Consider the following 12,186-nt stretch of genomic DNA (forward strand, 5'->3'; position numbering starts at 1 on the left):
TTCCCCACACCATGGCTCCTGCTTGGCGGATCGCTCCGCGCAGCAGTCTCTAGACAAATCGAGGCCCGACCATTGTCTTTGACGCAAGCCGCCACATCCATCTCCCCGCTTCAGGGCGGCGAACGGGCCTGGCCCAAGGTTCTCGCCAGCTATCGGGAACCAAACAGGGGGCGCAGCCTGCTTGAACTGACAGTCACCCTTCTCCCGTTCGTCGCTCTTTGGACGCTTGCCGCGATGGCGGTGCATCATGGCTTCTGGTGGGGGGTGGCGCTGACTGTTCCGGCGGCAGGCTTCCTGCTTCGCCTGTTCATGATCCAGCACGATTGCGGCCATGGCTCCTTCTTCGCCCACCGCAAGGCGGATGACTGGACCGGTCGCGCGATCGGCGTCCTGACGTTCACGCCATATGATTACTGGCGTCGCGCGCATGCGACGCATCACGCCTCGGCCGGCAATCTCGACGAGCGCGGCGTCGGCGACATCACGACCCTGACCGTGGCCGAGTACCGGTCCCTCTCGCAATCGCGCCGCCTCGCTTACAGGCTCTACCGCAACCCGTTCGTGATGTTCGGCATCGGCCCGATCTGGCTTTTCCTGTTCAAGCAAAGACTGCCCTTCGGCATGATGCGCTCGGGCATGGAACCGTGGGTCTCGACCATGACGACCAACCTGGCGATCCTGGTCTTGGCCCTTGGCCTCGTCTGGTTGGTCGGCTTCGGGACGTTCATGCTTGTGCAGCTATCGGTCGTGGTGCTGGCAGGATCGGCCGGCATCTGGCTGTTCTATGTGCAGCATCAGTTCGAGGAAACGCACTGGTCGCAAAAGCCGCAATGGCAGTTCCAGGACGCCGCTTTGCACGGCTCCTCATATTATGAACTGCCGTTTGTCCTGCGATGGCTGACGGCCAACATCGGCATTCATCACGTGCACCATCTTTCGAGCAGGGTGCCGTATTACCGGCTTCCGGAGGTGCTGAGGGATTATCCGGAACTGCGCGGCATCGGCCATATCACCATCACGGAAAGCCTCCGCTGCGTGAAACTCGTCCTGTGGGATGAAAACAGCCAGCGCCTCGTCTCGTTTCGCGAGGCAGACGCCATGCCGTATCAACAGCTATGATCGACGCCACGTTGGCGTGGATGGAAGCGAACTGTTACAATAGTGCTATCAGCTTCGTTTCTCGCAAAGGGAGGGCCTTAGAGGGCTATGGAGTAGACATAGTTCGCATCATCACCTGAGACGGTGCGCCAAATTCCGCCGATTGCCCTCTATTGCCGCCGATAACCGCCGAAACTACGCCCACGCAAAGAGTGAGAGATGGCCCCTGCGCGAAAAAGCGTACAAACGGCGGCGTTTGGCGGTGAAAAAGTTCGAATCGCTTCCGGTCGATTGGACGATTTTGACCCTGCGCAGACGTGGTTTATGGGGCTTTGACCGACCGCTATGCGCCGCCAACCTGGTCGTTCAGCTTGCCGCTATGCAATCCTGAAAGCTGCCATCAGACGAATAATACGTCTACCATGCTCGCCTTTCCATGCAATCGGGCGTAGGTTGCACGATGGATGCCAAAAAATTTCGAGCTCCCGTGGTCGTCTATATCGCCGGTCCACTGGGGTTCGTGCTCATCGAATCCATGCAACAGGCCTCGGATTTTCTGTTTGACCATTGGCTTGGAAACGACAGCCTGGCCTGGACCGACGCGATGAGGTGCTGCGCCGAAGAAGGTGCTGCCGATGATGCGAGTGCCGCATTCCTCTCCGCACTGAAGGGTGCTGGGATCAGTTACGATCGCACGGTCAAAATTTACTGACGACGGCCGCTCACAACCGCAGGCTGAGTTGCATGCGCTGGCGGGATCGGAACCCGCCGTTTCAATTTCTGCGGACATTCGCCTGATGAAGCATACCATCTATCCAAACGGAGGGCTCGAATGGCGATGAAGCCGAATTATCGATACGAGCGTAGTCAACGAGACAAGGCCAAGGCGGCCAAGAAAGAAGCGAAGCTTGCCGCGAAAGCAGCAAAAGACAAGCCCTCGTCCATGGCACAGGACGAAGCGCGGGAGCCCGCTGCCGACGAAGGCTGAAGCAGCGTAGAATGGCCTCGGAGTTGCAATGACGAAGCGCGAGACGGACGACTTCGAAATCGATGTGGAATGCCCTCGCTGCCATCATCAGGCAAAGACGCGCGTCGGCTGGATTCGTACGCACACGCAGCTGGAATGCCAGAATTGCGGCGACATCATCGACATCGAGAGCAAGAACTTCAGGTCGCACGAACAGCGCTAGGCTGTCAAAAGATACCGGCTTCTCCCTGGAGGCTGCGATCGCAATCCGCCCCCCCAAATACCCGGATGCTGTCCACCGAGATCGAGATGCTAGGCAGATGGATGTGAGCTGCGAGCCACGGCCTTCGCCGGAGGACGGTACATCAACGCAAGTCGCCGACCGTTATGACGTAGTTCGTCTGCCGACCACGCGAATAGAGTTTGCGGGCAACTTCGTAAATCGAGGCGCGCGCCCGATCGAACGCGGCAAGACAGGCCGCCTCCGTTGCCTCTGTCCTGCCCGTGCTTGCGCCGGTTCCTGCGAGCGCATCGGCTTCGATAAAGAAGCGGACTTCGAACATGCCGTCGTGGCCGATAAAGCGGACCGCATTGCGTACTTCGTCGAAACTGCGGCTGGGGTTGGGAAAGTCGAGCGTCACGGCTGACAAGCCGAGCCCTCCTGGCCGGGCAACCGGCGGGCCAGCGACCTACCATGCTCACGCCGACGCGCCTCGTTGCGGCGATTGAGGGAAAGCATGCCTTCGGTGGCCCCGTCATGGCTCATGCCGATCATGGCAAGGCCCTGGATTTTCGCCGGGATCCCCGTGAAGACGTGATAGATGCTCCAGGAACCGTCCCGTTCGACCCGACGGCCATACTGGTAGTCGATGGAGTCATGACAGGTCGCTTCGCTCCTGCTTTCCCGCCTGGAATCTGCCGGGGCGTGCTGTCCGATCTCGTGAGCATTCATGGTGGCGTCCTTTCTTCGTGTCTGCGGCGCTGCACCGTCAGAAAGCCATCGGGCACCGGAGATCGATTGGAACCCGAAGGCCGGACCCGATCCCCACGGCTCATCAGTTCCTGACTTTGCCGCTCGACGTGTTGGCGGCGGGCCTGAGCTGGCTGCCCAAAGGGTTATCGGCCTTTGTCGGCGCTTTTGCCTGTTTCGGTTTCCGAATCTCGCGATTGCTGCGTTTTTGTCCCTTGGCCATGGCCGAACGTCCTTTCGAGCAGGGTTGCGTTTTCGCTTTCCGACGGTGGCCGTACCGCGTCGAGGTTGTCCTGTGTGGTCACCCGCTCATGGCGCTCCTGATCGTTGCGGATTCGGTATTGCGGGGAATCTCCCCTCGGAGGGAGCATGCCGGTGATGTGGTAGATTTCCGCGGTCTTCGGGAATGTGCCGAAGTTGCCCTTCAACCTGACGGCCTGTCCCACGGCATAAAGGTGGGTTGCGACCTCGCGGCGGAGCGGGCGGGAATTACGGTGCACGAAGCTTGTCGTGGTCATGATTGTCTTGGGTCCCGTTCCAGCGCGGCTTCAAGGAAAGCCGGATCGATCGGCACCATCTGCTGGATGGTTGCCCTTTTCGAGATGGCTGGCAGATGAATGAAGGTTGCGACACGTCGCCAGGCGAGGCTTGAACCGCTCTCGATAGGCTCTTCGTCTTGGTCGACGAGATAGTCGCCCGGCGGCTGCGGCGCATCAAACCCCGGCAGCGAAAACGCCGACAGGAAGCTAACGACCTTCTGCGTGGTGCGGTTGTCCATGCCTGCCACCCTTTCGGAGATGCCGCTGCCCGAACCGCAGACGAAGTTCCGCCTGTCAGGTCCATACGCTGTCGGCGCGGCGTTCATTTCCAGGCTTCGAGCAGAAGCGGCCGGTTGCGCCGGTCGGCACAATCATATCGCTATCGAAAATTCGGAATAAATTGGCGGGTCTCTGACACCGCGCAAGCCAAATCGGCCAAATCAACGAGGTCTATTTATGCGCCTTAATTGAGTTGCAAACAAGGCGTTTCCGTTTTTGTTTTTCTCTTGAAGAGAATTCGCAGCTCAGCAGCCAAGGAAGACTTCAAGTATAGACACTTCGACATTGAGACCACTCGGATGGCAGAGCCGCCGCTTGCGGGCGAGGCCTCGGTCTGGTTCCTTGCTGTCGGCGGGTGTTGTCCTGATTCGCAGCGCGTGGCGCCGGTTCCGGACCGGCAAGCGAGCCTCTGAGAGGAAGACGGCAATGAACGCCAGATCGGCAATCACCGAGATGAAGCCTAAGATCACCGTGATCGGGGTGGGCGGCGGCGGCGGCAATGCCGTCAACAACATGATCGCCGCCGGATTGCAGGGCGCGGAATTCCTTGTCGCCAACACGGATGCCCAGGCGCTTGCCATGTCCAAGGCATCGAAACTGATCCAACTGGGCGCCGGCGTCACGGAAGGGTTGGGAGCCGGCTCCATGCCGGATGTTGGCGATGCGGCCGCGCAGGAGTCAATCGACGAGATCATGGACCATCTTGCGGGAACGCATATGTGTTTCGTGACGGCCGGCATGGGCGGCGGAACGGGGACGGGCGCCGCTCCTGTCATCGCGCACGCAGCACGGCAGGCCGGCATCTTGACGGTCGCAGTCGTGACGAAGCCGTTCGTCTTCGAGGGCAGGCGGCGCATGCAGTCGGCCGAGGATGGCATCGAGCGGCTTCGCGAATGCGCGGATACGGTGATCGTCATCCCAAACCAGAACCTCTTCAGGGTCGCCGACGCCAGGACGACCTTCGCGGATGCCTTCGCCATGGCCGATCGTGTCCTCTACGCGGGCGTTGGCTGCATCACCGATCTCATCGTGAAGGAGGGATTGATCAATCTCGACTTCGCCGACGTGCGCGTGGTGATGCGCGACATGGGCCGGGCGATGATGGGGACGGGCGAGTCCTCGGGCGACGGCCGGGCCAAGGCGGCGGCCGAAGCGGCGATCGCGAACCCGCTTCTCGACGAGGCGTCGATGGGTGGGGCGAGAGGCGTGCTCGTCTCGATCTCGGGTGGGCCGGACATGACGCTGTTCGAGGTCGACGAGGCCGCGACCCGCGTCCGCGAGGAGGTCGATGCCGATGCCGACATCATCGTGGGCGCCATATTCGACGCGGCTCTGGAAGGAAGGTTCAGGGTCTCCGTCGTTGCGACGGGATTACGACCAAAGACGCAGGTGACCGAATTCGAGCAGAGACTGGCCTAAGGAGCTGCGATGCTATCCGAACCCCGCTCGCCGCGCCTTGCCGTTCTCATCGATGCCGACAATGCCTCGGCCAAGATCGCCGACGGCCTGTTCGAGGAGATCGCCAAGATCGGCGAGGCCAGCGTCCGTCGCATCTATGGCGATTTTTCCAGCTCACGCTCGAAGGCCTGGGCCGACGTGCTATCGAGGCACGCGATCATTCCGCAGCAACAATTCGCCTATACGACAGGCAAGAACGCGTCCGACATCACTCTGGTCATCGACGCGATGGATCTTCTTCACAGTGGTCGTTTCGACGGCTTCTGCCTGGTTTCCTCCGACAGCGATTTCACCCGGCTTGCCGCCCGCATCCGCGAGCAGGGCATCGACGTGTTCGGCTTCGGCGAGCAGAAGACGCCTGAGAGTTTTCGGCAGGCCTGTCGCAGGTTCGTCTATACCGAGAACCTTCTTGCATCCGCGCCGGCAAACGAGCCGGAGGCTGCACCGAGCGCAAAGCCGTTGCAATCACCCTCCGCCGCCGTGCCGATCATCCGGAAAGTCATCGCTCAGATGGAAAGCGAGGACGGCTGGGTTCCGCTCGGTGCGGTTGGCACTCAGCTTGCCAATCTGGCCTCCGACTTCGATCCCCGCACCTTCGGCTTTCGCAAGCTGAGCGATCTCGTACGCAAGACCAACGCCTTCGAGATCGACCATCCTGAAGGAGGGATGCTGCGGATAAGGATCAAGCCGGAGGCCGCAAGAAACGGACGGCGGGGAGCGTGAGGGCCTGCGAAGACGTAGAAATTCCTATTCCGCCGAGATGATCAGTGCTGAGGAGGCAGCAAGTTTTATTCCAGACCCTTGCCTTGTTTCGAACACCGAATAGGTCTACGTTCTAAATATCGATCTTGGCTGTCGAACTTTGTTTCTGACGCGAGCTGCGTCTTCGGCGATCTTCTCCTATCAAAATCGATCTGAACCGTTTGTCACGCATCTTGCGCGGCAAGAAATTTTCTATGGATGATTGAAAGGAAATCGTCATGAATACTGGAACCGTGAAGTTCTTCAATTCGGCCAAGGGCTTCGGCTTCATCGAACTCGGCAATGGCCAGCCGGACGTGTTCGTCCACATCTCCGCCGTCGAGCGCGCCGGCATGCGCTCGCTCGCCGAGGGCCAGAAGCTCAGCTTCGACGTCGTGAAGGACGACCGCAACGGCAAGAGCGCGGCCGAGAACCTGCAGGCAGCATAACGATTGCGCTGGCCTTTGACCACGGATGTACTGGCACTGGCTGCAGAGCGCAGGTGAGAGAGGTCGGGCAAGCCCCGGCCTTTTTTCTTTTCATGATCGGAGACCCGCACATGCGACACCCCGAAATGCCGCAGGGGATATTCAAGCCGAAGCCGACCGCCATCGAAACGAAGCAGGACGCCACCACCAGGGCTGCCCGCCAGATCATCGACGGCGAAGCGGCCGTGCGGGAACAGAAGACCGAGCGGTTGAGGCTGGCCAGGCTGGCCAGCGAAGCGACAAACACGAACACACCGCCCACTCAGAGGCGGATAAACAGGCGCAAACACACCTAGCCGGATTGCACGGTACGATCACAGCAACGGGACAAAAGACGATCGCCGAATTCCAACAGGGAAGGATGATGACTATGCCTTCGACCTATTTCGCTTATCGGCACGCCATGACAAAATTCTGCGACATGCTGCTGGGAAAACCGCCTGTCGTGGCGAAACGCTTCAAACCCGCCATGCTGGAAGCGCAGCCTGACGAAGCGCGGCGTCGCAGGCGGAACGATACCGACGGCTCGTCGCGCAGAGCGACCGAAACGAAACGCAGACACTGGATGCACTGAGACGTCCGATCCTCAGGCGAGCGCGGAACGCGTATGTCGGAGATTCCGATAGGTCTACCATGAACAGCCAGAACTTCAGGGGGCCTTTGGTGATCTACGACGACCGAGCAGGCTTTAGCCTGATCTCGTCGGTGTCCCAGGCGGCTGATTTCCTGTTCGCCCATTGGGGAGAGCATGACAGCCCGGCGTGGTCCGACGCCATGAACTGCTGCTCGAGCGTCAAACTGGGGACCGCCACGCCGGAGCAGGTCAGTTCCGCCTTCATCACCGCAGTGACGGGCGCCGGGATCAGGATCGACTCCACGCTGCGCCTGTATTGACCTCGGCAATAGACCTTCTCGGCCTCAGATCGAGTGCCGTGACCGCCACGGAGCGTAGATGAACAACGTTGTCACCCTTCATGGCGAAAAACGCTGGAAGGCCGTCATCGACTATCGCACCGATGACGGGCCGAAGAGTGTCGAGCACTATTTCGAGGAGATTTCGGATCTCCATCTCATCATCGAGCACGGACCTGACTGGAATTTCCTCATCCGCTGTACGGTCACACTCAATCGACCCGACGATGGCGAAGAGCAGAACAGCACTGGAAAAGCGCTGCGACAAGAGCGGCTGTACTGACTTCCCAGCCTGATTGACGGGCCACTTTCCGCGTCACTTCCGGGGCGACCTTGCAACGGCTGACGCGAACGTCTGCAACTCCAGCTTGGATGCCAAAACTTGACTGACCGCTCCCGGCCCCTGAGCGGTAGTGCCGCCAATGTCGTTTCGCCGATATCGAGGTTCAAGGCGAAGTCCCAGGTGCCGGCGCCATTCTTGGCCAGGCCGACCATCATCAGTCCGAGCGCCTCGAGCGTCCGGGCCATCTGCGGGCCGCCGACATCGAACGGACGCAGCCCGAGACTTTCGAGGAAAGTCGAGACGCGCGCCTTCGCCTCCGCATCGTCGGCTGCGATGAACGCGTCGAGGCGTCCACCCTTCGCGAGGACATGACCGAAGATCGTATTGAACGCCTTCACGACCTGCGCGCCGGCGGGGAGGCTTCTGGCGGTTTTCTGCGCACCGGAACTGCCATGGGGAGTGACGAGGCCCGAGAGGTCGGGGGCAACCGGGTTGGTAATGTCGATGATCGCCTTGCCGTCGAGCGCTTCCCCAAAGTCGGTTACCACCGCCGCCGCACTGCTGTATGGCACGGCCAGGATGACGATATCACCCGCCGGCACGACGCCGTAGGTCCCTGTGGTCGCCCCGGCTGCAAGTTGGTCGGCCAGCGCCCGCGCCTTGGCGGGGTCGCGAGTGATCACCTCAACGGTATGCCCGGCCTTGGCGATGCGGCCGGCGATCGCCGTGGCCATGGTTCCTGCACCGATGATGCTGATAATGTTCATGTCGATCTCCTAGAGAAGTGAATGCTGTTCGCGAGCTCTACGGGGTCAGCCGGCTGGGAAGTAGTGGCCGTTGTCCAGGTCGGCGAGCAGGCCGGGCTGAGCGGGTTCCCAGCCGAGGGTCCGGCGGGTGATGAGGTTGGACGCCGGGACGTCCAGCGTGACCAAATTCGCGAGGAACCCGAAGTACCCCGGCAGCATCAGGACGTCTGCGGGAATGGGCACGGCGGGCAGGCCCAGACGGCTGCCAATGGCTTCGGCGATCTCGCGGAATGAGATGCCCTCATCGCCGATCGCGTGCCAATATTTGCCGGCTGGGGCCTTCTCCAGCGCCAGGCGAAACAAGGAAGCGAGATCGTGAGCGTGCACGGCCGACCACCGGTTCGAGCCGTCTCCGGGGTAGCCGACGACGCCCTTCTCCTTCGCTAACCCGATCAGCAGCGGGAGGAAGCCGGCATTGTCGGTCGTGCTGTGCATGACGGGAGGAATCCGCACGATCGAAGATCGCACGCCCCACTCAGCGAGGCCGAGCGCGGTGGTTTCCACGCTGTTGCGAACCCGCAAGGTCCCTTTGTACGCATCGCCGCCGGGAAGAGCCGGGTCGTCCTCGGAGGCTGGCCGGCCCAGGCCTTCCCAACCGGGCGAGCCAATGCTTCCCGAGACGACAAGCGGCTTTCCGGTCCCCGCCAGTGCCTCGCCGTACGCGAGCATGATCTGGACCTCCGCCGCAGCCACGGCGTCGATGCCGCCAGACGGAAGCAGGTCCTGTCTGTGAGCGACATGGATGATGCCGTCGGAGCTTGCGGCGGCCGCCTTGAGCCCGTCGAGATCATCGAGGCTGCCGCGCCGAGCCTTCGCGCCGTGCGCGGTCACTTCTGCCGCAGACTCGTCCGAACGAGCCAGAGCGGCGACCTCGTGGCCGGCGGCGACGAGCTCGGAAATGATGTACGGACCGGAATGGCCGGTCCCGCCAGTGACGAAAACGCGCATGAAACTGCTCCTTGTGGACGACGCGAGAAGTGGTGGTCCGGGACCTGCTCAGCCGTCGAACTTGACCAGGTCTTTGAAGATCAATTGACCCCAGCTATTTCCGCGTGCCTGGACCAGCAGCCCACCTTCCGATAGCCCGCCAAGATTGATCGGCGCGAAACCGAGATTTTCCGCAAGCCCAGCAATCTCCGCTGCGGCATCGTCATCGTCGCTCGCGAGGAACACGACCCTCCTGCCACCAGGTACGGCCGGGTCCTGACCAAGGTCCGCAGCCGCCAAATGGTTGAAACCTTTGACCAGTCTTGCACCAGAGAAGGCCTGCGCAACGGCCTTTGAAGAAGGCTGTCCGTTCAGTTCCTCAGGGGGCACGCCGTAGGCATTGGTCACATCGACGATGGTCTTGCCCTGCCAGTTAGGAAGCGCCTTCGCCACATGCGGATGCTGTTCGAAACGGACGGCCAAAAAGATGATGTCCGCCTTGATGGCGTCCGCCAATTTTTTGGGAATGATCGTGGGACCGATCGCGTTTGCGGCGAATGCAAAGGTTTCGGGGTCACGTGTGGTTGCAACGGATACTTCTATGTCGTTGCGGGCAAACGCCCTGGCCAGAGCTTGGCCGATATTGCCGAAGCCGATGATTGCGTAGCTCATATTATTTTCCTCGATTACGGAGCCCTACGGACTCCAAATAGTTGACTGGAGCCTTCCCGGCGTGGCCCGTCAGATTTGTGCCAGACCGCCGTCGACGGCGAGTTCGCTCGCGGTCATGAAGCTGCTGTCCGACGATGCGAGAAAGGCGGCCGCCGCTGCGATTTCCGCCGGATCGGCCATGCGCTGGAGTGGGTTCATCGAGGCGAAGACCTTCATGCCTTCCTCGCCTACCGCTTCCTTCGCGAGTTCGGTCGCGGTTGGCCCGGGCGACAGCACGTTCACCCGGATGCCGGTGCCCTTCAGGTCCTCCGCCCAGGTCCGTACAAGGTTGCGCACTGCCGCCTTGCTCGCGCTGTAGACACTGAATGCCGGGGCACCCGTGGTGCCGGCGCTCGATCCGGTCAGGATGATCGAACCGCCTTCGCCCATCAGCGTTAGCGCCTTCTGGACCGTGAAGATCGTACCCTTCACGTTGGTGTCGAAGGTTTCGTCAATGTGCTCGGCGGTGATCTCGCCGAGAGGAAGCAGGCTTCCCGCCCCGGCATTGGCGAAGACTATGTCGAGGGTTCCGCGTTCGGCCTTCACCGTTGCGTAGAGCCGGTCGAGGTCGGCCTCATCGGAGACCGAGCCCTTCACCGCGCGGGCATTGGGCCCGAGCTCGGCCAGGGCGGCGTCGAGCGCTTTCTGCCGGCGACTGAAGATGAAGACGAAGGCACCCTCCTCGACGAAGCGCTTCGCCGCGGCGAGGCCGATGCCGGTAGCGCCACCCGTGATGACGGCAACCTTACCCTCAAGCTTTCCCATGACTTTCCCTTTCGTGGTGTCGGGACAGCATCCGTCCCCGAGAACCTCGAAATGGGTCCGCCGGCGTCCGTTGTTGAGTGCGGAAGCGCGCATATCGGTGGTGCGAAATCGATCCGGCCGGGCGACTGTCGCCAGCCGCGACGATCCCTATCCATCTCCCGAAACCGAGCCGCACTCGTCGGCATATGCTATAATGGCCGCCCTTGTTGCCATTCGGCATGTTAGATGCAGGCTTTGAAGGGCGCACCCAGCGGTGCGGGATTGCACCATGATCGACTGGGACGACGTTCGCTACTTTCTTGCCGCCGCGCGTGGGGGGTCGGTCCGGGCTGCCGCCGAACGTCTCGGAGTGAACCACTCTACCGTGCTGCGACGCATCGCCCAGCTCGAGCAACGGCTGGGCGCGCAGATGTTCGAGAAGCTGCCCTCGGGCTACCGCCTGACTTCAGCGGGCGAGGAGGTCCTCGAGTTCGCAGAGCAGATGGAAGCGTCATCACATTTGCTGGAGACGCGCGTCTTCGGCCGAGACCAGAGCGCGCGCGGACTTTTGCGGGTGACGCTTCCGCCGTTCCTCGCCACACACCTGCTCATGCCCGATCTCGCCGACTTCGCACGTCTGCATCCGGACATCGAGATGGAAATCATGACGACCGGCGAGGTGGCTAACCTGACCAACCGCGAGGCTGACGTCGCGATCCGCATCGTCGCCGATCGCAAGACCCTGCCGCTCAATCTTCACGGCCTGAAGGGACCGGAGCTCGTCAGCGGCGTCTACATGTCCCGCGATCGACTGGCCGCGTGGCGTGCGGGCGCTGCAGGTCCCATCCGATGGATCGTCATAGACAATCATGGAAATCCGGACTGGGCGCGCGAGGCAGAGGTTCACGCCACGGGAGTTCCGTTCAGGACCCCGGACGCCGAGGCGCAGATCGTGGCGGCGCAGCAAGGGATCGGGATGACGAAGCTGCCGTGCTTCGTCGGAGATGCCGACCCCCTGCTGGTGAGGGTGCCGGGCATCAATGTACCCATGCATGGGACGCTCTGGCTTCTTACGCAGGGGGAGGCACGCAAGACGAAGCGCGTACGGCTCTTCACCGAGTTCGTATCCCGCAGGCTCGCCGCCCACGCGCCGCTGCTGGCAGGCCTGTCCGTATCGCGCGACTGATGCCCGACGCTGGCGGCTTTATCCCAAGTCGCTCCCAAAAGCCGTCGTTCCGCTTCCGGCCCCTAAGCTGCCGAGTG

18 protein-coding genes are annotated in these 12,186 nt (G+C 61.6%); 10 read left to right on the forward strand and 8 right to left on the reverse strand.

Annotated features, from left to right (window positions below; translation table 11 throughout):
* The first annotated feature begins 78 nt into the window (after positions 1 to 78).
* From FGU64_RS21535 to FGU64_RS23370, 4 genes are all read left to right on the forward strand, one after another.
* Positions 79 to 1,119, forward strand: coding sequence for a fatty acid desaturase (locus FGU64_RS21535; RefSeq protein ID WP_139954971.1), 1,041 nt, complete (start codon positions 79 to 81; stop codon positions 1,117 to 1,119).
* Positions 1,120 to 1,558: 439 nt separating this feature from the next.
* Positions 1,559 to 1,810 carry a DUF982 domain-containing protein gene (locus tag FGU64_RS21540; RefSeq protein ID WP_139954972.1) on the forward strand — a complete coding sequence of 84 codons (252 nt, stop codon included), beginning with the start codon at positions 1,559 to 1,561 and terminating at the stop codon, positions 1,808 to 1,810.
* A gap of 120 nt (positions 1,811 to 1,930) precedes the next feature.
* Complete coding sequence (locus FGU64_RS23365) at positions 1,931 to 2,086, forward strand: hypothetical protein (RefSeq protein WP_168734462.1); 156 nt, start codon at positions 1,931 to 1,933, stop codon at positions 2,084 to 2,086.
* A gap of 28 nt (positions 2,087 to 2,114) precedes the next feature.
* Complete coding sequence (locus FGU64_RS23370; protein ID WP_180375584.1) at positions 2,115 to 2,288, forward strand: hypothetical protein; 174 nt, start codon at positions 2,115 to 2,117, stop codon at positions 2,286 to 2,288.
* Positions 2,289 to 2,430: 142 nt separating this feature from the next.
* Here the strand turns inward: FGU64_RS23370 and FGU64_RS21545 are convergent, their stop codons facing one another.
* From FGU64_RS21545 to FGU64_RS21560, 4 genes are all read right to left on the reverse strand, one after another.
* A complete protein-coding gene (locus FGU64_RS21545; RefSeq protein ID WP_139955501.1) occupies positions 2,431 to 2,706 on the reverse strand; it encodes a DUF1488 domain-containing protein in 276 nt (91 codons plus the stop codon).
* On the reverse strand, positions 2,703 to 3,017 hold the full coding sequence (locus FGU64_RS21550) for a hypothetical protein (RefSeq protein WP_139954973.1): 315 nt from the start codon (positions 3,015 to 3,017) through the stop codon (positions 2,703 to 2,705). The genes FGU64_RS21545 and FGU64_RS21550 overlap by 4 nt, the downstream gene beginning before the upstream one ends.
* Positions 3,018 to 3,181: 164 nt before the next feature.
* The gene (locus tag FGU64_RS21555; RefSeq protein WP_139954974.1) at positions 3,182 to 3,553 is read right to left on the reverse strand and encodes a hypothetical protein; all 372 of its coding nucleotides are present in this window, start codon (positions 3,551 to 3,553) and stop codon (positions 3,182 to 3,184) included.
* On the reverse strand, positions 3,550 to 3,813 hold the full coding sequence (locus tag FGU64_RS21560) for a hypothetical protein (protein WP_139954975.1): 264 nt from the start codon (positions 3,811 to 3,813) through the stop codon (positions 3,550 to 3,552). The genes FGU64_RS21555 and FGU64_RS21560 overlap by 4 nt, the downstream gene beginning before the upstream one ends.
* Positions 3,814 to 4,279: 466 nt before the next feature.
* On the opposite strand from FGU64_RS21560, the gene ftsZ reads away from it, so the two are divergent.
* The 5 genes from ftsZ (at position 4,280) to FGU64_RS21585 (ending at position 7,434) form a co-directional block, all read left to right on the forward strand.
* Complete coding sequence (ftsZ, locus tag FGU64_RS21565; protein ID WP_139954976.1) at positions 4,280 to 5,272, forward strand: cell division protein FtsZ; 993 nt, start codon at positions 4,280 to 4,282, stop codon at positions 5,270 to 5,272.
* Positions 5,273 to 5,281: 9 nt separating this feature from the next.
* Positions 5,282 to 6,034, forward strand: coding sequence for an NYN domain-containing protein (locus FGU64_RS21570; protein WP_136355189.1), 753 nt, complete (start codon positions 5,282 to 5,284; stop codon positions 6,032 to 6,034).
* Between the two features lie 257 nt (positions 6,035 to 6,291).
* Entirely contained in the window at positions 6,292 to 6,501 is a 210-nt protein-coding gene (locus FGU64_RS21575) for a cold-shock protein (RefSeq protein WP_136355191.1), read from the forward strand.
* A 110-nt stretch (positions 6,502 to 6,611) separates the two neighbouring features.
* On the forward strand, positions 6,612 to 6,836 hold the full coding sequence (locus FGU64_RS21580) for a hypothetical protein (protein ID WP_136355194.1): 225 nt from the start codon (positions 6,612 to 6,614) through the stop codon (positions 6,834 to 6,836).
* 337 nt (positions 6,837 to 7,173) lie between these two features.
* Positions 7,174 to 7,434, forward strand: a complete 261-nt coding sequence (locus FGU64_RS21585) for a DUF982 domain-containing protein (RefSeq protein WP_139954977.1) — start codon at positions 7,174 to 7,176, stop codon at positions 7,432 to 7,434.
* A gap of 147 nt (positions 7,435 to 7,581) precedes the next feature.
* On the opposite strand, the gene FGU64_RS21590 is transcribed toward FGU64_RS21585, so the two are convergent.
* The 4 genes from FGU64_RS21590 to FGU64_RS21605 form a co-directional block, all read right to left on the reverse strand.
* Positions 7,582 to 8,502, reverse strand: coding sequence for an NADPH-dependent F420 reductase (locus FGU64_RS21590; RefSeq protein ID WP_210239049.1), 921 nt, complete (start codon positions 8,500 to 8,502; stop codon positions 7,582 to 7,584).
* A gap of 45 nt (positions 8,503 to 8,547) precedes the next feature.
* Positions 8,548 to 9,489, reverse strand: coding sequence for an SDR family oxidoreductase (locus FGU64_RS21595; RefSeq protein WP_139954978.1), 942 nt, complete (start codon positions 9,487 to 9,489; stop codon positions 8,548 to 8,550).
* A 48-nt stretch (positions 9,490 to 9,537) separates the two neighbouring features.
* Positions 9,538 to 10,140, reverse strand: coding sequence for an NAD(P)-binding domain-containing protein (locus tag FGU64_RS21600; protein ID WP_139954979.1), 603 nt, complete (start codon positions 10,138 to 10,140; stop codon positions 9,538 to 9,540).
* Positions 10,141 to 10,209: 69 nt separating this feature from the next.
* Entirely contained in the window at positions 10,210 to 10,944 is a 735-nt protein-coding gene (locus FGU64_RS21605; RefSeq protein WP_139955502.1) for an SDR family oxidoreductase, read from the reverse strand.
* A 268-nt stretch (positions 10,945 to 11,212) separates the two neighbouring features.
* Here FGU64_RS21605 and FGU64_RS21610 point away from each other — a divergent pair, with 268 nt between their 5' ends.
* The gene (locus FGU64_RS21610; protein ID WP_139954980.1) at positions 11,213 to 12,109 is read left to right on the forward strand and encodes a LysR family transcriptional regulator; all 897 of its coding nucleotides are present in this window, start codon (positions 11,213 to 11,215) and stop codon (positions 12,107 to 12,109) included.
* Positions 12,110 to 12,186 lie beyond the last annotated feature (77 nt).

The sequence above is a fragment of the Mesorhizobium sp. 8 genome (assembly GCF_006351905.1).
GTDB classification, from domain to species: domain Bacteria; phylum Pseudomonadota; class Alphaproteobacteria; order Rhizobiales; family Rhizobiaceae; genus Mesorhizobium; species Mesorhizobium composti.